Source organism: Marinovum sp. 2_MG-2023, assembly GCF_030548265.1.
In the GTDB taxonomy this organism is placed as follows: Bacteria; Pseudomonadota; Alphaproteobacteria; order Rhodobacterales; family Rhodobacteraceae; genus Marinovum.
Genome location: NZ_JAUOSD010000002.1, coordinates 354,993 through 373,073, shown reverse-complemented (window position 1 = coordinate 373,073; position 18,081 = coordinate 354,993). Strand labels below are relative to the sequence as shown.

At 59.4% G+C, this 18,081-nt stretch carries 17 protein-coding genes and 1 pseudogene; 9 read left to right on the top strand and 9 right to left on the bottom strand.

Translation table 11 applies throughout. The features are described from left to right. Positions 1–36: 36 nt before the first annotated feature. The 5 genes from Q4577_RS04560 (at position 37) to Q4577_RS04540 (ending at position 7,706) form a co-directional block, all read left to right on the top strand. Positions 37–1,926: an ABC transporter substrate-binding protein gene (locus Q4577_RS04560; protein ID WP_303468462.1), complete on the top strand. Its 1,890-nt coding sequence runs from the start codon at positions 37–39 to the stop codon at positions 1,924–1,926. A gap of 66 nt (positions 1,927–1,992) precedes the next feature. After that, positions 1,993–2,991 (top strand): ABC transporter permease, encoded by a 999-nt coding sequence (locus Q4577_RS04555; RefSeq protein WP_303468463.1) that lies wholly within the window; start codon positions 1,993–1,995, stop codon positions 2,989–2,991. Then, positions 2,991–4,145, top strand: coding sequence for an ABC transporter permease (locus Q4577_RS04550; RefSeq protein ID WP_303468464.1), 1,155 nt, complete (start codon positions 2,991–2,993; stop codon positions 4,143–4,145). The genes Q4577_RS04555 and Q4577_RS04550 overlap by 1 nt, the downstream gene beginning before the upstream one ends. A gap of 10 nt (positions 4,146–4,155) precedes the next feature. Then, positions 4,156–5,826, top strand: a complete 1,671-nt coding sequence (locus Q4577_RS04545) for an ABC transporter ATP-binding protein (RefSeq protein ID WP_303468465.1) — start codon at positions 4,156–4,158, stop codon at positions 5,824–5,826. Further along, positions 5,826–7,706, top strand: coding sequence for a DUF2264 domain-containing protein (locus tag Q4577_RS04540; RefSeq protein ID WP_303468466.1), 1,881 nt, complete (start codon positions 5,826–5,828; stop codon positions 7,704–7,706). Before Q4577_RS04545 ends, Q4577_RS04540 begins: the two co-directional genes overlap by 1 nt. A gap of 140 nt (positions 7,707–7,846) precedes the next feature. Here Q4577_RS04540 and Q4577_RS04535 read toward each other — a convergent pair whose 3' ends face one another. The 3 genes from Q4577_RS04535 to Q4577_RS04525 form a co-directional block, all read right to left on the bottom strand. Beyond that, positions 7,847–8,986, bottom strand: coding sequence for a substrate-binding domain-containing protein (locus Q4577_RS04535; protein ID WP_303468467.1), 1,140 nt, complete (start codon positions 8,984–8,986; stop codon positions 7,847–7,849). 135 nt (positions 8,987–9,121) lie between these two features. Continuing rightward, positions 9,122–10,255: an ABC transporter permease gene (locus Q4577_RS04530; RefSeq protein WP_303468468.1), complete on the bottom strand. Its 1,134-nt coding sequence runs from the start codon at positions 10,253–10,255 to the stop codon at positions 9,122–9,124. Continuing rightward, complete coding sequence (locus Q4577_RS04525) at positions 10,252–11,055, bottom strand: ATP-binding cassette domain-containing protein (protein WP_303468469.1); 804 nt, start codon at positions 11,053–11,055, stop codon at positions 10,252–10,254. The genes Q4577_RS04530 and Q4577_RS04525 overlap by 4 nt, the downstream gene beginning before the upstream one ends. 348 nt (positions 11,056–11,403) lie before the next feature. Between Q4577_RS04525 and Q4577_RS04520 the strand changes: the two genes are divergently transcribed. Beyond that, complete coding sequence (locus Q4577_RS04520) at positions 11,404–12,111, top strand: alpha/beta fold hydrolase (protein ID WP_303468470.1); 708 nt, start codon at positions 11,404–11,406, stop codon at positions 12,109–12,111. Positions 12,112–12,265: 154 nt separating this feature from the next. After that, the gene (locus Q4577_RS04515; RefSeq protein WP_303468471.1) at positions 12,266–12,976 is read left to right on the top strand and encodes a GntR family transcriptional regulator; all 711 of its coding nucleotides are present in this window, start codon (positions 12,266–12,268) and stop codon (positions 12,974–12,976) included. Positions 12,977–13,003: 27 nt separating this feature from the next. On the opposite strand, the gene Q4577_RS04510 is transcribed toward Q4577_RS04515, so the two are convergent. The 4 genes from Q4577_RS04510 to Q4577_RS04495 are packed head-to-tail and all read right to left on the bottom strand — an operon-like array spanning position 13,004 to position 14,804. Further along, positions 13,004–13,297 (bottom strand): GYD domain-containing protein, encoded by a 294-nt coding sequence (locus tag Q4577_RS04510; RefSeq protein ID WP_303468472.1) that lies wholly within the window; start codon positions 13,295–13,297, stop codon positions 13,004–13,006. A gap of 3 nt (positions 13,298–13,300) precedes the next feature. Next, a complete protein-coding gene (locus Q4577_RS04505) occupies positions 13,301–13,459 on the bottom strand; it encodes a hypothetical protein (RefSeq protein ID WP_303468473.1) in 159 nt (52 codons plus the stop codon). Then, on the bottom strand, positions 13,456–13,734 hold the full coding sequence (locus Q4577_RS04500; RefSeq protein WP_303468474.1) for an ATP-binding cassette domain-containing protein: 279 nt from the start codon (positions 13,732–13,734) through the stop codon (positions 13,456–13,458). Before Q4577_RS04500 ends, Q4577_RS04505 begins: the two co-directional genes overlap by 4 nt. Beyond that, positions 13,713–14,804 (bottom strand): substrate-binding domain-containing protein, encoded by a 1,092-nt coding sequence (locus Q4577_RS04495; RefSeq protein WP_303468475.1) that lies wholly within the window; start codon positions 14,802–14,804, stop codon positions 13,713–13,715. Before Q4577_RS04495 ends, Q4577_RS04500 begins: the two co-directional genes overlap by 22 nt. A 139-nt stretch (positions 14,805–14,943) precedes the next feature. On the opposite strand from Q4577_RS04495, the gene Q4577_RS04490 reads away from it, so the two are divergent. Both Q4577_RS04490 and Q4577_RS04485 read left to right on the top strand, forming a co-directional pair. After that, positions 14,944–15,480, top strand: coding sequence for a cupin domain-containing protein (locus Q4577_RS04490; RefSeq protein ID WP_303468476.1), 537 nt, complete (start codon positions 14,944–14,946; stop codon positions 15,478–15,480). Then, the gene (locus Q4577_RS04485) at positions 15,473–16,534 is read left to right on the top strand and encodes an Ldh family oxidoreductase (RefSeq protein WP_303468477.1); all 1,062 of its coding nucleotides are present in this window, start codon (positions 15,473–15,475) and stop codon (positions 16,532–16,534) included. Before Q4577_RS04490 ends, Q4577_RS04485 begins: the two co-directional genes overlap by 8 nt. A 117-nt stretch (positions 16,535–16,651) precedes the next feature. Here the strand turns inward: Q4577_RS04485 and Q4577_RS23720 are convergent. Both Q4577_RS23720 and Q4577_RS04480 read right to left on the bottom strand, forming a co-directional pair. Then, positions 16,652–17,056: pseudogene (locus Q4577_RS23720) on the bottom strand (alpha/beta hydrolase fold domain-containing protein); the annotation flags it as partial. A gap of 43 nt (positions 17,057–17,099) precedes the next feature. Beyond that, a complete protein-coding gene (locus tag Q4577_RS04480; protein WP_303468478.1) occupies positions 17,100–18,050 on the bottom strand; it encodes a GntR family transcriptional regulator in 951 nt (316 codons plus the stop codon). Positions 18,051–18,081 lie beyond the last annotated feature (31 nt).

Below are 18,081 nucleotides of genomic sequence, written 5' to 3'. Positions count from 1 at the left end.
AACAAGAATTTAGGCACTTCAAGGGAGGAGACCCAAATGCAGAGAATGAATTTCACCGGGATATCACTGGCGGCGCTGGTGGCGCTGGCCGGACCGGCCTTCGGGCAGGACTATACCGAGGCACCGACGTTGAAGGCCGCGGTTGACGCCGGCGACCTGCCGCCAGTCGACGCGCGACTGCCGGAAAACCCGATGGTTGTCACGCCATTGGAATCCGTGGGCAGCTATGGCGGCACCTGGCGCTCGGCGCTCAAAGGCACCTATGACACCGGCTGGATTCGCCGCACCGTGGGCTATCAGCCGCTGGTCGCCTATGACCATGAATGGACCAAGGTTGTGCCCAACGTGGCCGAACGGTTCGAAGTCAACGAAGACGCGACCGAATTCACCTTTTATCTGCGCGAAGGCCACAAATGGTCCGACGGCGAAGATTTTACCGCCGAAGATCTGTTGTTCGCGCTGAACGTGATGCGCAGCCCGGCCTATGGCGGGCGCAAGGCCAACGGGTTTGAATGGGCCAAGATGAGCGGCGAGGTCATTGACCCGCTTACCTTCAAGATCACCCTGAGCGATCCCAACGGTCTGTTTCTCGAACGACTGGCCTCGGTCGAAGGGCAATTCATTGTCAACGCGGCCAAGCATTATTGTGGCAAATATTTCCCCGACGTGAACCCAGAGGCGAATGAAACCGCCCAGGCGGCGGGTTTTGACAGCTGGACGCAGGCGATGGAGCAAAGCTGCTTCTTCAACTTCGTGGATGAGGACCGCCCACTGCTGTTCGCCTGGCGTCAGGTCACGCCTTATGATGGGCTGAACCAATTGATCGAATGGGAACGCAATCCCTATTTCTTCAAGGTCGATACCGACGGCAATCAGCTGCCCTACATCGACAATGTGCAGATGGTTCAGACCGAGAATGTCGAAGACATCGTGTTGAAAGTGATCAATGGCGAGATCGACTTTTCCAACCGTCACTTCGCCACTGTGACCAACAAGCCGGTGATTTTCGACGGACAGGAAAAAGGTGGCTATACTCTGAAATCCACCACTGATGCGCGGATGAACCACGCGATCTTTCAGCTCAACCTGACGCACGAAGACCCGGAAAAGCGCAAACTTTACAACGAAAAGGCCTTCCGCACCGCATTGTCGATGGCGATGGACCGCGAAGAAATCATTGATGTGGTTTTTGCCGGACAGGGCGAACCCTATCAGGCCGCGCCGCGCCCGTCGTCGCAATTCTATAACGAAACCCTGGCCAAGCAATTCACCGATTACGATCCCGACACCGCAAATGAACTGTTGGATGGGCTTGGCCTGACCGAACGCAATGGCGATGACATCCGGCTTGGTTTTGACGGTGAGCCGATCCGCATCCAGCTGTTTTCGCCGTCGGATCAGACCGAGTTCAATGATATTGCCCAGCTGATTGCCGAACAGTGGAAAGAGATCGGCATCGACCTTGATGCGCGCAATGCCGAACGCAGCCTGGTATATGAACGCATTCAGAACAACACGCATGACATGCATGTCTGGTGGGGTGATGGCGGCATGAGCGATGCGTTGCTTGATCCGCGGTTCTATTTCCCGTTCAATCTTGAATCCGCCTTTGCCGAAAAATGGGCACAATACTTTATGGCTGGCGGCAGCACATTGGCCGAAGCGCCCCCCGCAGAGGTGCAAAAGCAGATGGACCTTTATCTGGAACTGATCGCAACCGCCGACAAAGACGCGCAAAAGGCGATCTTTGACGAAATCCTCACGATCGCGGCGGACCAGTTCTATGTGATGGGCACTGTGCTTCCGGCGGATGGCTATATTGTTGCCAACAAAAACCTGGGCAACGTGCCTGAGGGTCAGGTCTATACGTGGGTCTATCCCCAGCCCGGCCCGATGGAAACCGCGCAGCTTTATTACAAAAAGTAATCACAGTCGGGCGTTGGCCAATGGTCCGCGCCCGACCCAATACGCCGCACCAAGGGAGGGGAGCACATGTTGACCTATCTGGCCCGTCGAATGGTCACGATGCTTTTGACGCTACTGGCATTGTCCGTTGTCGTCTTTGTCGTGATCCAGCTGCCACCGGGGGATTTTGTCACCTCCTATATTGCCAGCCTTTCAGCGGCGGGGGAAAACGTCGACCAAGACACGATCATCGCGCTGCGTGACCGGTACAAGCTGGACCAACCGGTTCTTGTGCAATATTTGGCCTGGCTGTCGGAAATCCTGCGCGGCAACTTTGGCTACAGCTTTGAAATGCAGACCCCGGTTGCCGAGATCTTCTCGCAGCGGATTGGCATTTCGCTGGGGGTCGAGCTGACCGCCGTGGTGGTCATGTGGGCCGTGTCGGTTCCCATCGGCATCTATTCCGCCGTGAACCAATATTCGATTGGCGATTACGTGGCCACGATCCTTGGCTTTCTTGGCCTCGCCATTCCCAACTTTCTCTTTGCGCTGGTGTTGATGTACATCTGCTACAACTGGTTCGGCGTGACCATTACCGGGCTGTTTTCGACCGAATACATGAATGCCCGCTGGTCGCTGGACCGCTTCCTTGATTTCGCCAGCCACGTCTGGGCACCGATCCTGGTGATTTCCACCGCGGGTGCCGCGCAATTGGTGCGGGTGCTGCGCGCCAACCTGCTGGACGAATTGAACAAACCCTATGTGCTGACCGCCCGCGCCAAGGGGCTGACCCGGCGTCGGCTGATCTGGCGCTATCCGGTGCGCGTGGCGATGAATCCGCTGGTGTCTACCATTGGCTGGGTGTTGCCGACGGTGATTTCATCGTCTTTCGTGACTGCCATCGTGCTGAACCTGCCAACCCTGTCGCCGATCCTGTTGCGCGCACTTCTGAGCCAGGACATGTACCTTGCCGGCGCGCTGATCATGTTCATGGGGCTGTTGACGCTGGTTGGCACCCTGATTTCCGATCTTCTGCTGGCCTGGATTGATCCGCGTATCCGGCTTGGCATGGTGGGAGCCAACTGATGACCCTCACAACATCCGCAAATTCCCCCGCCCCCGTGGGCGAGGTTGACCCCCGCATCGACCACAGCCACGGCACCGAGAGCCAATGGCAATTGATCCGCCGCCGTTTCGCGAAACACCGTCTTGCCGTGATCAGCCTCTGGGTGCTGGCGCTGTTCGTCTTTGTCGCGATCTTCGCGGGTTTTGTGGCCCCGAACGACCCCGGCAACATCAAGGCGCGCTATACCTATGCCCCACCGCAGGCGCTGCATTTCATTGACCGCACCGACGGCGGCTGGACCCTTCGGCCCTATGTCTATGGCTACAAGGTCGAGATCGAGCCCGAGGCCCTGCGCCGCACCTTTGTGATTGACGAAGAAAAGAAGATCTATCTCAGCTTCTTCAAGCGCAGCTGGGACTACAAGCTGTTTGGCCTGATCCCGACCGACATCCACCTGCTGGGACCAGAGCGCAGCCGCGATCCATTCTATCTGTTTGGTGCGGATCGGCTGGGCCGCGACATGTTCTCGCGTCTGGTCTACGGCACACAGATTTCGCTGTCTGTCGGACTTGTGGGCGTGATCATGAGCCTGTTTCTCGGCGTCATCATTGGCGGCGCGGCGGGGTATTTCGGCGGCTGGTTCGATGCCGTGACCCAACGCGCCATTGAATTCCTGCGGTCGCTGCCGACCATTCCGCTCTGGATGGGGCTGGCCGCCGCCATGCCGTCGGATTGGTCGCCCTTGCAGACCTATTTCGCCATCACGCTGATCCTGTCCTTCCTTGGCTGGACGGAACTGGCGCGGGTGGTGCGGGGTCGGTTCCTTGCCCTCAATGGCGAGGATTACGTCGCCGCCGCACGTTATGACGGCTGTTCGCACCTGCGGGTAATCGTGCGGCACATGGTGCCCGCCTTTACCAGCCACATCATCACCGCTGCCTCGCTTGCCGTGCCGGCGATGATCCTGGCCGAGACCGCGCTCTCCTTCCTCGGTCTCGGCCTGCAGGCGCCGGTGATTTCCTGGGGCGTTTTGCTGCAAGAGGCACAGAATATTCGCACCCTGGCCACCGCGCCCTGGCTGCTTCTGCCGGGGGCTGCCATCGTGATTGCCGTGCTGGCGATGAACTTCATCGGTGACGGGCTACGCGACGCCGCTGACCCCTATGCAAAGTGAGGAACGCATCATGAATGATACCATTCTCGAAGTTCGCGGCCTCTCGGTGGCCTTTCCCCACCGCAAGGGCGAGACGACGGCAATTTCCGACGTCAGCTTTGATCTGAAACTGGGGGAAACCACGTGTTTTGTCGGGGAATCCGGGTCCGGTAAATCGGTGACGGCGCGAGCAGTGTTGAACATCGTCGAACCGGCGGTGATCAAATCCGGCGCGATCAACCTTGTCGATGTGCAGGCCGGGCAGAAGATCGAGCTTTCTGGCCTCGACCCTGATGGTGCCGAAATTCGCGCCGTGCGCGGGGCGCGGATTGCAATGATCTTTCAGGAACCGATGTCGTCGCTCAGCCCGGTGCACACCATTGGCGAACAGATCATCGAAGCGATCCTGCTGCATCAGGATGTGACCCCGTCGCAAGCGCGCGACAAGGCCATCGACGCCCTGCGCGCCGTCCAGATTGCCGATCCGGATCATGCCATCGACAAATACCCGTTTGAATATTCCGGCGGCATGCGCCAGCGGGCGATGATCGCCATGGCGCTGGGGTGTGAACCGGACATCCTGATCGCGGATGAGCCGACCACGGCGCTAGATGTGACAACCCAGGCCGAGATCCTGAAGCTGTTGAAAGGCTTGCAGGAAACCCGCGACATGGCGGTGATGTTCATCACCCATGATATGGGCGTGGTGGCCGAAATCGCAGATCAGGTGGTTGTCATGCTGCATGGTGCGGTGGTCGAAACCGGCGCGGTAGATCAGGTGTTTCATTCCCCGACCCATGCCTATACCAAGAAGCTGCTCAAGGCCTCGATGGGATTGGATGAGGCGCCCCATGGCCGCGCCAAGCCCGCCTCGGACGAGGTGCTTATCGAAACCCATGGGCTGTCGCTGGCCTTTCCCACCAAGAAGAAGCTGCTCCGCAAGGTTTCGGGCGGGGTGCAGGCGCTGGACAATGTCTCGATCGACTTGCGGCGCGGCGAAATCCTTGGGATTGTTGGGGAATCCGGGTCCGGCAAAACGACGCTGGCGCGGGTGCTTATGGGGCGGTTCCAACCGCAAGCCGGGACCGCAGTTTATCACAGTCGCGATGACGGCCCGCTTGATCTGACCGACAAGGCCAGCTTTCGTGACGGACAGGTCTACCGCGAGATGCGGATGATCTTTCAGGATCCCTACGGCTCGCTCAATCCACGTATGACGGTGGAACAGATCATCGGCGAGCCGCTGTTGGTGAACGGCCTGCTCAAGGGCGCTGCCCTGCGCCAACGGGTGGGTGCATTGCTGGAACGGGTCGGCCTGCCGCCCTCGGCGATGGAACGGTATCCACATGCCTTTTCCGGTGGCCAACGCCAGCGGATCGGCATCGCACGTGCCATCGCGCTTGATCCGCGGGTGATCATCGCGGACGAGGCGACCTCGGCGCTTGATGGCTCGATCCGGGCGCAGATCCTCGACCTGTTGCTTGATTTGCGCGACGAGCTGGACCTTGCGATCCTGTTTATCGCCCATGACATCGGCGTGGTGCGCTATTTCTGCGACCGCGTGGCGGTAATGCACAAGGGCCGTGTGGTCGAAACCGGCAGCGCGGTTCAGATTTGCGATACGCCGCAGGACCCCTACACCCAGCGCTTGATCTCGGCAGTGCCGATCCCCGACCCGCGCAAACGACATTTGGTGGCATGATGAAAGATTTCCCAACCAAGACCATGGCCAACCCCATGGCGGGCAACCCCTTCGCCAGCCGCGCCGATGCACAGCGCGCGGTTGCGGACCTGACCGCGCCGTTGCTTGATGCGTTTTCGCCCGGCTGCGCCCGTGTGACCCTTGGCGCGACGGGCGCGCATTTCCACGCGACCGCCGCCGATCTGGAGGGATTGGTGCGCCCGTTCTGGGGTCTTGCGCCGCTTTTGGCCGGGGGTGGACAGTTTGACGGGATCGAGAAATTCGTCACCGGATTGCAAAACGGATCTGACCCCGCGCATCCCGAATATTGGGGCCCCGTCACCGACCGCGATCAACGCATGGTCGAAAGCGCCGCTATCGGCTATGCGCTGGCCCTCGCGCCTGAGGTTTTCTGGGACGGGATGAGCGCGCGCGGCCGCGATACCCTGCGCGATTGGTTGTTGAATTCACTGCAACAGAACCCGGCGCCCAACAACTGGAACTTTTTCCATGTGCTGGTGTCGCTGGGTCTGACCCGTGTCGGCGTGGATCATGACCTGTCGATCATCGAGGGCAATCTGAACCGGCTGGAAGGCTGGGACATGGGCAACGGCTGGTATCGTGACGGATCATCCCGCCAGGCCGATCATTATATTCCCTTTGCGATGCATTTCTATGGGCTGATCTATGCGCAATATGGCCCGGACAGCGACAAGGCCCGCCGTGACCGGTTCCGCGACCGCGCCCGGAAATTCGCGCCGCAAATTGCCCATTGGTACGCCGCCGACGGTGCCGCGCTGCCCTATGGCCGCTCGCTGACCTATCGGTTTGCCCATGCCGGTTTCTGGGGCACGCTGGCGATGGCGGGCGAAGAGGCCCTGCCCTGGGGCGAACTTCGCGGGCTTTGGGCGCGCAACCTGCGCTGGTGGTCGGACAAACCGATCGCTGATCCGCGCGGCGTGCTGACCATCGGCTATGGCTATCCACAACTGTCGATGGCAGAGCGTTATAATTCCCCCGGTTCGCCCTATTGGGCGATGAAGGCCTTTGCGCCGCTGGCCCTGCCAGAAGATCACCCGTTCTGGCAGGCCGGGGAAACCCCGCCACAGCACCGCCCCCAGGTGATAAGCCTGCCCGAACCCGGCATGGTGAAGTTCGAACATCAGGGCGATGTGACCGTTCTGGCCGGCGGCCAGCAATCGCCGACATTCGGGCGCACCGCCGAGAAATACAACAAATTCGCCTATTCCACCCGCTATGGTTTCAGCGTCGAAACCGAAGGCCGGGCGTTTGAAAACGGCCCGTTTGACAACATGCTGGCGTTTTCCGAACGGGGCGAATTGGCCGCTGTGCGCACCAGCGAAAGCATGGCGCGGATCGGGGCGGATTGGCTGTTCTCTGCATGGTCACCTATGCCCGAGGTTGAGGTGGAAACCTGGCTTTTGGCCCGCCCGCCCGGGCATCTGCGCATCCACCGCATTCACACCAAACGGCGGGTTCAGACGGTTGAAGGCGGTTTTGCCCTGCGCCGCGATGATCCGACCCCCGGCCCGGCCTTGCAGCCCGACCTCAGCGCCACATTGGCACGGATCACAACGGCGACGGATATGTCCTCTATCGTCAATCTGCCGCTGTGTCTGAACGGTTCCGAGGTCCGTGTGCCGCGCGTTGCGGCCCCCGAACCCAACACCAACCTGCTGACGCCCCGCACCTGGGTGCCGCAGCTGACCTGTACGCTGGACCCGGGTGATTTCACCTTGGCGGCATGGGTTTACGCAGGCCAACACCAGACCGGCACCGCCGTGCCAGAGGTTCCGACCGACCTGCCAACCAAGGCCGAACTGGACGCAATGCGCCAGGGTGGTGAGGTCATTCGCGTTTGGGATTGGCCCCAGGGATAACGCCATGCCGCCATGGACCGGCCAAGGCGCGACCGGCACATTTCAGCCCCCCAGGACGTTGAGCAAACGTAAAAAGACGACCGCCAAGGCGGTCGTCGAGTTGATCGGCCTTCTTTACATCAAAGAAAGACCAAGGGAGATTACTTGACCGGTGCCAGACCGGAATAGCGGAACGCCTCGTTTTCGAGCGCATCAAGCTCTGCCGCGGAAAGTCCCTTGTGCGCGATATTCATCCGCCCGAGGAAGACCAACGGCAACTCTGCCTCGCGCCCCTCAATCACCGCTTTGATGGCCTCAGCCGCCGCCGCGCCGATGTCATCAGACACCCGCATCGGGGTCGCATCCAGCGTTCCGGCGCGTATCGCGTCAAGTTCCAGCGACGTGCCACCCCAGGCCGTGGTAAAGAACTTGTCGGTCTTGCCAGCCGCGATCTGTGCCTCGACCGCGCCGATCCCCATCGCCGTATTGGCATTGTGGATCACCTCAACCTCTGGAAAGGCGGTCATGATCTGCTCCATCGCCGAATAGCCTTTTTCGCGATTGAAATCGGCATATTGCTCGGCCACTTTTTCCCAATTGCCGTGTTCCTCGACACAATCGGCAAAGGTCTGTGACCGCAGATTGTCGATGGATCCGGGAATGCCACGGATCAGGGCATAGGGTTTGTCGTTGCCCAGTTCCGCAATCATGAATTCGCAAATCGCCTTGGCGCCCGAGGGCGAGTCAAAGTTGAACCATGTGACCGGTTGTTTGGTCAGATCCTTCAGCGGCGTGTGATTGCCCCAGATCATGGTGGTGAAACCATCGGTATCGACAAGACGCTGAATATTGTCGCCCTGCGCCATCAGCTCTGATGGTGCGTACATGACGAAATCCCAAAGGTCGGCGTCATTGACGATCTGCGCCACGAATTGGTTCTGCAATTCGCCCTCGTTCATGCGTGTGGCGAATTCTGTCGTTTCAAAGGGAATGCCCAATTCATTCAGCCGCGAGGTGAACGCGATGTAGTTGCGGTTGAAGAAGTCCGAGGTATCCGCCGAAGGATACACCAGGGCGATCTGGATCGGATTTTCGATGGCAACCGACACTTTGACCGGCGCACCGGCAACCGCCGCTTGCAGCGCCTCCAGCGTGCCGGATTTGGTGACTTGTTCAGGGCGCCAGACTTCGCGCTCGTCGTCATCGGGCAGGGTGAAAAGCGGAAGTTCCTGCGCCGCCGCCCATGTTGGCGCAATTGCGGCCAGCGCGGCGGCAAATGTATAGGTCACGATAGATTTCATAAGTTCCTCCCTTGGTATTCAAATTGGTTTGATAGGTACGGTTCGCGGTTTGCATGCGCGCCCTTGCATCATCCAACGCGCCCGGGTTCTGAAATGTCAGACGCGCTGGATGAGCCGGGATAATCGGTGAACGCTTCAGGCTGCTGCGGCACTGGTGCCGAAGGCAAATCCAAGGATCAAAAGCGCTGCAATCGCCGCGATCAGGCCCCCCAGAAACTTGAGGATCGACAGGTTCTGGCGTGTGGCAATCGCCGCAAGGATACTGCCGTTGCCGTCCTTGTCCTTGGCTTGCAGCCAGGAATATGCCGCAACCGAGATGACAATCACGGCGCCGGCCGCAACCGACTGCCAGAAGAATTCGATCCGCAAGATGATCGTCGCATTTGTGATCATCGCCAGAAGAATAACCCCGCAGAGCCCGCCCAACATCGACGCACGACCGCCAAAGAGCGACGTTCCCCCCACCACAACCGCAGCAATGACATGCAGGTTCAGAAAGCTTGCCGATGTCGCCTGGATCGAGTTCAACTTGCCCGCCAGCATCACACCGGCAAGACCCGCAAGCGCCCCCATAAGCGCATAGGCAAATATCCGTTGCCGGTGCACCGCGATGCCGGCCATTTCAGACGCCTCTGGATCGGAACCGATGCCAAGCGCATAGCGGCCGAAAAAGGTGCGTGTCAGCACGAAATGCCCGGCAACAATCGACGCCAGACCGATCAGCACCGGCACCGGCAAGAAACCTTCGATCCGCCCGCGCCCGATTGTGGTGATGATTTCGGGAAATTTCGCAAGCACCAATCCCTTGGCCAGGACAAGCGCAATCCCGCGATAGACCAGATCCATCGCCATGGTGCCAATCAGGTCAGGCACATTCAGCTTGGTGACAACGATGCCGTTGATCGCGCCAAGCGTCGCACCAATACAGATCGCCAGGACAATGCCGACATAAGGCGAAAAGCCATATTCCTTGATGAGAAAGGCCATGATCAACGCGCTCAGCGCCGCCACCGATCCAATCGACAGGTCGATACCACGTTGCGCGATGACAAATGTCATGCCGACCGCCATCGGCATGAACAACGCCGCCTCCAGCAGAACGATTTCAAAGTTGGAGGCGCGGAAGAACCGGGCAGGTTCAGCCACCAGCATGAACGCCATAAGCATCAGGATCATCGACACCGGGCCAAGCACCGACAGGTTTCGCGATGCCAGCTCCATCAATGTCGATGGCCGGATGTTTTCCTTGGCTGTGGTCGCATCGGTCATGCGGCTGCCCCTTCTGCCTTGGCGCCGACAATCATGCCGAGCACGTCTTCGGTGGTGGTCTCATCGACGCGGACAACGCCAACACGTTGCCCCCGGCGCATGATCTGAATCCGGTCGGCAACATCAAACACGTCGTCCAGAGAATGCGAGATCAAGAGCACCGCCAGACCCTGTTCCCGCAGCGCCTTGATCAGCGTCAGCGTGCGCGCGGTTTCCTGTGGCCCAAGGGCTGCGGTCGGCTCGTCCATGACCAATACACGCAGGTCCGCGTGATAGATCGCACGGGCAATGGCAACCGCCTGACGCTGCCCGCCCGAAAGACTGTCTGTCGGGGCGTACATGTCCGGCAAACGCGTGCCGAACCGTTCAAACAGCACCTTTGCCGCTTCGTCCTGCATACGCGCATTGTCGAGGATCGGAATGCCCAGAACGGATTTGGTCAATTCGTTGCCATAGAAAATATTGGCGGCGGGCGTCAAATCACCGGCCAGCGCCAGCGTCTGGTAAACCGCATCAATCCCAAGTTCGATGGCATGACTGCGCCCGTTCAGGGCGACGGCCTCACCATCGACAAGAATGCGCCCTTCGGTTGGTTTCAAGACCCCGGTCAGGATCTTGATCAATGTCGATTTGCCGGCGCCATTATCGCCGACAATTGCCAGAACCTCTCCGGCATGGGCATCCAGATCGACACCCCCCAGCGCGACTGCCCCGCCAAATCTTTTGACGATCCCCCGCATTGAAACGATCGGCGCAACAGACCGATCAGCCCCCTGCCCTGCACCCCTGTCATCTTCCATTCCATCCTCCCTGGAATCGCAGCGACATCACTGCTCTGGGAATTCATTGTTGCATCATCTACATTTTTGTCAACAATTATTGCCACATTGTTGCGGCGACTATACTGGGGCCGATTTTCATCGCTGGAAATGACTACAAGAACGGGATCAAATTACAACGTAACACTGTGATTTAATTCAAAACTTCACGACCACATGCCGCAACAAAAAGGAGCGCCATCATGGATGGATACACTGATCCAGGCCGCTTCGGTCGGCTTGCACCCCCCCCCGGTCCGGGCTACGAATCCGGCACAACCGACCGCGCCACCGGGGCCAAACCTGTTTCCAAAGAGGGAGTTCTGCGGAATGAATGAGACATCTGAAACCATGCAAAACTGGCATCTTCTGCCCGGCACTCTTTGCACGCCTGCGGTGTTCACCCCGGTTCTGGACTGCCTCGACATCGGCGGCGCGGCGCGCCTGCCGTTTCGGGTCGATCTGCCAACACCCGCCGCTTATGCACCGCAGCTTGAACGCCGTGTCACATCCGGCGACATTGCCATTGGATTTTCCCTCGGCGCGCTGGTTCTGGCCCAAAACCTTGGGGCGCTTCATGCGGCGCGCGCTGTTGTGCTTCTGGCGCTCAACCCGCTTGCCGATGCTCCCGACAACGCAGCAAAACGCCGGGCCGTGCGCGACCGTGTGGTTGCCGGTGACGGCGAAGGATGGGTCGATGAAAATCTGGCGGCGATGACCACCGATCGCGGAACGCGGGTGCGTGACATGATTGTCAGCATGGCGCAGTCAACCATCGACCTGATGCCGGATCAGACCGAGCTGGCCATTTGCCGACCCGATGCCACCGCACAGCTTGTGGCAACGGACCTGCCGCTTGTCTTTGTCACCGGCGCCGAGGATCAGATGACCCCGCCCGGCCCAATCGAACGTATTGGGGCGCAGGCGCGCAACGCTGCGGTGCGCATCCTGCCGGGTCTGGGGCATTTCGCCCTTCTGGAATCGCCAGAGCATGTCGCAAAAGCCATCAGGTCGGGATTGAGCGAGGTCCTTGGATAGGCGCACCAGCACGCGGATCAATGCCCTGTTCCCGGCGCGGGGCGCAAAACAATCTTGTCGACAATCCCGTGCCGGTCTATCCTGACAATAATTACATGAGCACCGCTGCGGATTGGCCGGAGCGCCCCGATGCTCTCGCGCGAAGGAGATTGATATGCCGACTCAAAGTCACTCGGTCCTGGCCGAGCTATATGAGGACATTGTAATCGGCACATTCTCTTTTGGCACCAAACTGGGCGAGGAAAGCCTGGTCGAGCGTTACGGCACCAAACGCCATATCCTGCGCGAAGCGTTCAGCCAGTTGGAAGAATTCGGATTTGTCGAACGTGTGCCCAACAGGGGCGTCTTTGTGCGCGAACCGCATCCAGATGAGGTGCGTGAGCTGTTCGAACTGCGCGAGCTGCTGGAAATCCGTGCCGTGACGATCATGACCCTGCCCGCACCGGCCGAGATCACCGACAAGATGCGAGAGATCCATCTTCAGCACAGGGCAGCAACACGCGACGCGCATTTCCGCGAGGTTCTGCATCTCAACAATGAATTTCACCGCCTGCAATATTCGGCCTGTGGCAACAAAACGCTGGCAGCCGCGATTCAGGATTATGCGACCCGCACCCATCTGATCACGACCATGAAATTTGTTGATCCCCAGATGATGGACAATGTCATTGCCCAGCACGAAGCAATCATCGAGGCAATGATGGGCACGGATCACGACGCGCTTGCCGCTGCGATCCAGGCCCATTTCGATCTGGCCCGGATCGAACAATACCGCGCCCAATATCTGATCAGACATCAGGAAAGCCGCAAACCGGGCACCCCCGCCGAGCAGACCTGGCTGAACCGACGCGCAAACGCCAGCTGAGCCGATCTGCCCGGCGGAAACCCGACCTTATGGCAGCTTGGCGACCATGGCGCCCCATTCATCGGGGGTGAAGGCGCGTGTCATCTTGGCGGTGACATTGCCGGTGCGGCGCACCGCCATACAGAACGCGGCCGCCGTTTCATCGTCGGGGGCTGTGACCTTCATGATGAAATCAAAATGCGCAATGCAGTAAGAGAATTCTTCGACCGTCACCCCCATGGATGCGGCAAAGGCAACGACGCCCTTGGCGCGTTCTGGTGCCTCGTCAATGGTCATCATCCCTTCGCGGGTGACATCCTCGGTGATGTAATAGGTTGGCATCGTTCACTGTCCTTTTGGTTTGGTGGGTATCATGCCTTTGACGGCGGTGAGCGCTTTCGGCAATGCAATCGAGCTGATCAGCATCATGCCGACAAAAATATTCATGACGATCCCCGGCACATTCATCAGCGATAGACCGAAGATCAGAAAGCCGATGATCAAAACCGCCAGCGTGACGCCAAAGATCGTGCCGGTTCCGCCAGCAATCCCGCCGCCGCCGCGTCCTGTGGCCGGCGAAAGTCCTGCGCATTGCCGTCAATGCGGATGTCACCGGCACTGGGGCGATGAATGCCGGTCAGGCAGCGCACAATGGTCGATTTGCCCGCGCCATTTTCACCAATCAACCCAAGAACCCGCCCCGGGCGCGCCGTGAGCGAGACACCGGTCAAGGCATGGATGCCCCCGAACGTTTTTTTCAGGTTTGCAACCTCAAGCATGCTGCCCCTCCCCCCTGCCGGGCCCCGCGCGCGATCCGTTCCCGACCGCGTCGATCAGGGCAGCCGCGCTTTCGCGCATTTGTGTTGTCATAGACAAACAGCTCGCCCATCACGGCGATATTGTCGGCACCGATGTCGATGTCGCCCATACGGCCGACCGTGATCGTTTCGCCGGGTGCACCGGTGATTTCGCCCATGATCAGATCATGCGTGGCCTGCATGGTTGTGTAACCCACATCAACCATGTTCCAGATCGCAAAGGTCGGCGTTGCGCCGGATTTCACATGTTCCACCATTTCAGCAGGAAACCTGAGGCCCGTGACCTTGACCTTGCCGACCAGACCCTGATCGCGCACCATCTGCGATGCCGCCGCAATACCGACCGAGGTATAGGCAACGATCGCTTCGAGGTTTTCGTATTTGTTCACCAGGCCCAGCGCCTCGTTATAGCCTTTGTCCGACCGCGCGTCGCCGTATGCGACCTCAACCACGTTCAGACCTTGATAGATCTCGTCTTCGGTGGTGAGCCGGATCATTTCATCGACCCATTCATTCTGTGTCGTCGAATTGGCCGGACCAGAGATAATCCCGACATCACCGCCGCCGTCGGTCCGTTCCAGCGCGATCCTTACCGGCGCAAGCGCAATCAGCGCATTGGTGGCAGAGGCAACATGCAGCGCGCCGGCCTCGGCCTCGGCGCCCTGATCCCAGGTGACAACCTTGATGCCGCGGCGCATGGCGCGTTGCAGCGACGGGGTCAGGGCCGTGGCATCATTGGCGGTCAGAATGATGGCATCGACACGCTGGGCAATCAGTGAATTGATCAACGCCACCTGGCCCTCGGCGGTGTTTTCGGTCGGGCCGGTATAAATCAACTCGACCCCAAGCTCATCTGCGGCCTCCTGCGCGCCGACGCGCGCCAATTCAAAAGCCGTGTTGCCCAGCACCCGCACCAACATTGCATAGCGCTTTTTGTCTTGTGCATCCAACGGGCCTGCGATCCCGCCCGACAGCACCAAACCCGAACAAATGCCGGCAACAACTGTGCGGCGAATGATGGAAACTGGCATCTCAAATTCCTCCCGGAAGTGCCTGATCGCCCTTGGTCAAATTTAGCTTTACAATTGGCGCACATTTTGTCAACAATATTCATAACAAAAATGCAACAGATCATGCGAGGGCCACATGACGTTAAAATTCAACAGGATAGTGACTGCCAATTCGAAGGACGGGCAGTCGTATATCCTTCATAACGCGCCGCCCGAAACCGTTGTTGTCCAGCCGGGCCGGGCGCTGACCTTCTTTGAGCTGTGGGAAACCGACGGCCCCCTTGCGTCGAATGAAGGCAGCGAAGACGCCGGCGCGCGCCCGGTCCGACATCACCCGCCGCACGGCGGAACACGGTTCAGAATGGTCGAATTGATGCCCGATCAGCAAAGCCGCGCCAGCGACGTCGACACCGATTTCGACAAGATTGATGCCGCCGGAATTCAGGTTGCAGGCGCAAAAGACCCCACCATGCACCGCAATGAAACCGTCGATTACAACATCATCCTGTCCGGTGAAGTTGTGGCCGTGACCGATCAGGACGAGGCGCTTTTGCGGGCCGGTGACGTTCTGATTCAGCGCGGCACCGCGCACACCTGGCACAACCGTTCCGACCAACCTTGCGTCTTTGCCTCGGTCATGGTCAGCGCCGCGCCGCTTGGCATGTTCACCGCACATGGAGACACGGAAAATGACTGATGACGTTCTGATCCCGGCCGAAGAAATTGAAACCTACCTTGGCGATCTGCTGAAACATCTGGGCCTGTCACAGGAAGACGCCGCGCTTTGTGCGGCCGATCTTGTGCAGACAAATCTGTGGGGCGTCGACAGTCACGGGCTTCTGCGCCTGCCGATCTATGCCCAGAGGCTGATCACCGGTGCGGTGAACCGACGCCCGAACATGCAACGGCTTGGCGGGCGTGGTGGATTTGAAGTCTGGGATGGCGATGCGGCCCTTGGCTATGTTGCCGGCCATCGCGCCACCGACCGCGCGATCGAGCTTGCCAGATCAAACGGCATCGGGGCCGTCGCCATTCGCAATTCCAACCATTTCGGCGCCGCCGGGCTTTATATCAAACAGGCGGTTGATGCCGGCATGGTGGCCATCGCCATGACAAACGTGATCCCAAACCTTGTGGTGCCGGGCGGGGCAAAGCCGATCACCGGCAACAATCCATTGGCCTTTGGCGCGCCCAGCGGTCTCGATTTTCCGATGATCCTTGATATTTCCATGTCCGCCGTCGCCGGGGGCAAACTTCTGTTGGCCCAAAAAAAGGGCGAGAAGATCCCGCTGGGCTGGGCCACCGATCAAGAAGGGCGCCCGACGGATGACCCCTTTGTCGGGTTCAAGGGTTTTTTGCTGCCGCTTGGCGGGCACAAGGGCTTTGGCATGTCGCTGATGGTGGATATCCTGTGCGGCGTCATCTCTGGCGGTGCATTCCAATTCGATCTGAAAAGCATGTATTCCGCGCCAGACGCCCCCAGCGACACCAGCCACACCTTCATTGTGCTTGATCCCGATGTTTTCCTGGGCCGCGCCGCATTCGAAGACCGGATGCAATCGCTCTATGCGACGCTAAAAGCCTCGCCCATGTGGGAAAAGGACAGCAGAATGCTCCTGCCCGGCGAGCTGGAGCATGAAACCATGTGCAAACGCCGCCGCGACGGCATTCCGGTCCCAAGGGCGCTGCTGAACGATATCCGGGTGCTTGCGAACTCCTGTGATTTCAAAGCGGCGCCGCTTGGGGGGTGATCCGGGGGCGAAAACCTGGAGTGGCATTTTTGCGAACATCTTTCGCAGGGCCATTGCGGTTTCGCCAATCAGAACACTAATTTCCGGCATCACGCCACCCATGGTCAGAAACCCATGGATCTGCCCCGGGAAATGGCGGTGCCGGACATCGACACCACTGCTGCGAAGCGTGTCGGCATAGGCGATACCTTCGTCGCGTAAGGGGTCATGGCCGCAAGTCACCACCAAGGCCGAGGGCGGATCGACATGCAACCGTGATTGCGTGTCTGTGACAAATGAGGTCGCCGGATACAGCAGGATCTGGCCACAGGGGGCCACGCCCGCATCGCGCAGGGCAATGGCCAGAACCGCCGCGATATTCGCCCCGGCACTGACACCGCCGATGGCGGTCTGATCCCTGTCCAGCCCAAGTGCCTGCGCCTGTGTGGTGACATAATCAAAGGCGGCCAGCGCGTCCTCGATCGCCGCGGGAAAAAACCGTTCCGGTGCAAGCGCATAATCGACAGCAACAACCGCACATCTGGCCGCTTCTGCCCCGCGTCAGGCGCTCAGCAGCCCCGCCGGATCACGTGCCACTCTTTGGCCCGGAAATGGGCGGCGGGGACAGTGTCACATCCGTTTCATGATGGTGACGGATAGAGGCCAGCAGCGTCGTCTTGGCCGTTTCGAGATGTTCGCGGGCCGCCGTCAGGGCGGCATCTTCGTCCCGGTTTTGCAGCGCCTCAATGACGGCCAGATGCTCTTTGATCGCGGCTTCATTCCGCTCGCGCTCGGTGTCTTTTTTCCAATAATAGTGATAGTGAAACACCATCGAGATAATGCTCTGAAAAACCTTGATGAACCGGTTTCGCGTGACGCTGCTGATCAGGGCATGAAATTCCTCGTCGAGCCGCGAGAAATCGTGATACTTTTCATCAATGTCTTCCAGCAGGCGAATGTGACGATCTTTGAGCGTCTCGATTTCCGACCACACCGGATGTTCATCGGGAAGATGCACCAGCAAACTGACTGCGCTTAACTCATGCAGGCTTCGGTAATCCGACAATTCCATTGCGAAATCCGGGGTGAACCCGATCAGAACCCAGCCACCGGGGCGGCGGCGGCGGACCAGGCCAAAGCGGGTCAACGAAGCCAGATATTCCTGCATGTTATAGGACGGCACCCCGAACTGCCGCGAAAGCTGGGCAACGTTCAGGGATGTCCCGGCGGGAATGTCGAACCGCAACAACCAGTCAAAGAACCGGTGTTCCAATTCCTCGTCCGATGGGGGCGGCGCGGCAAGGTCGTGACGATCCCGCTTGGTCGGCAACCGCAGGATCGTCTTTTCCCGTCCACTCCATGACAGCAGCCCATCACGATCCAATTGCGCCAACACAGCGCGGACAATTGTGCGGCTGACATTCAGCTCTTCGGCAAGTGCGACCTCGGAAGGAAGCTGTTCACCGATCCCCAGCTCGCTGCAACTGTCCAGAACGGTGTTAAAGGCTTCCTTGAAACGTTCGTCACTACGCGCCATGCCTGCCGCTCCTGAATTTCGACTTGGTGCC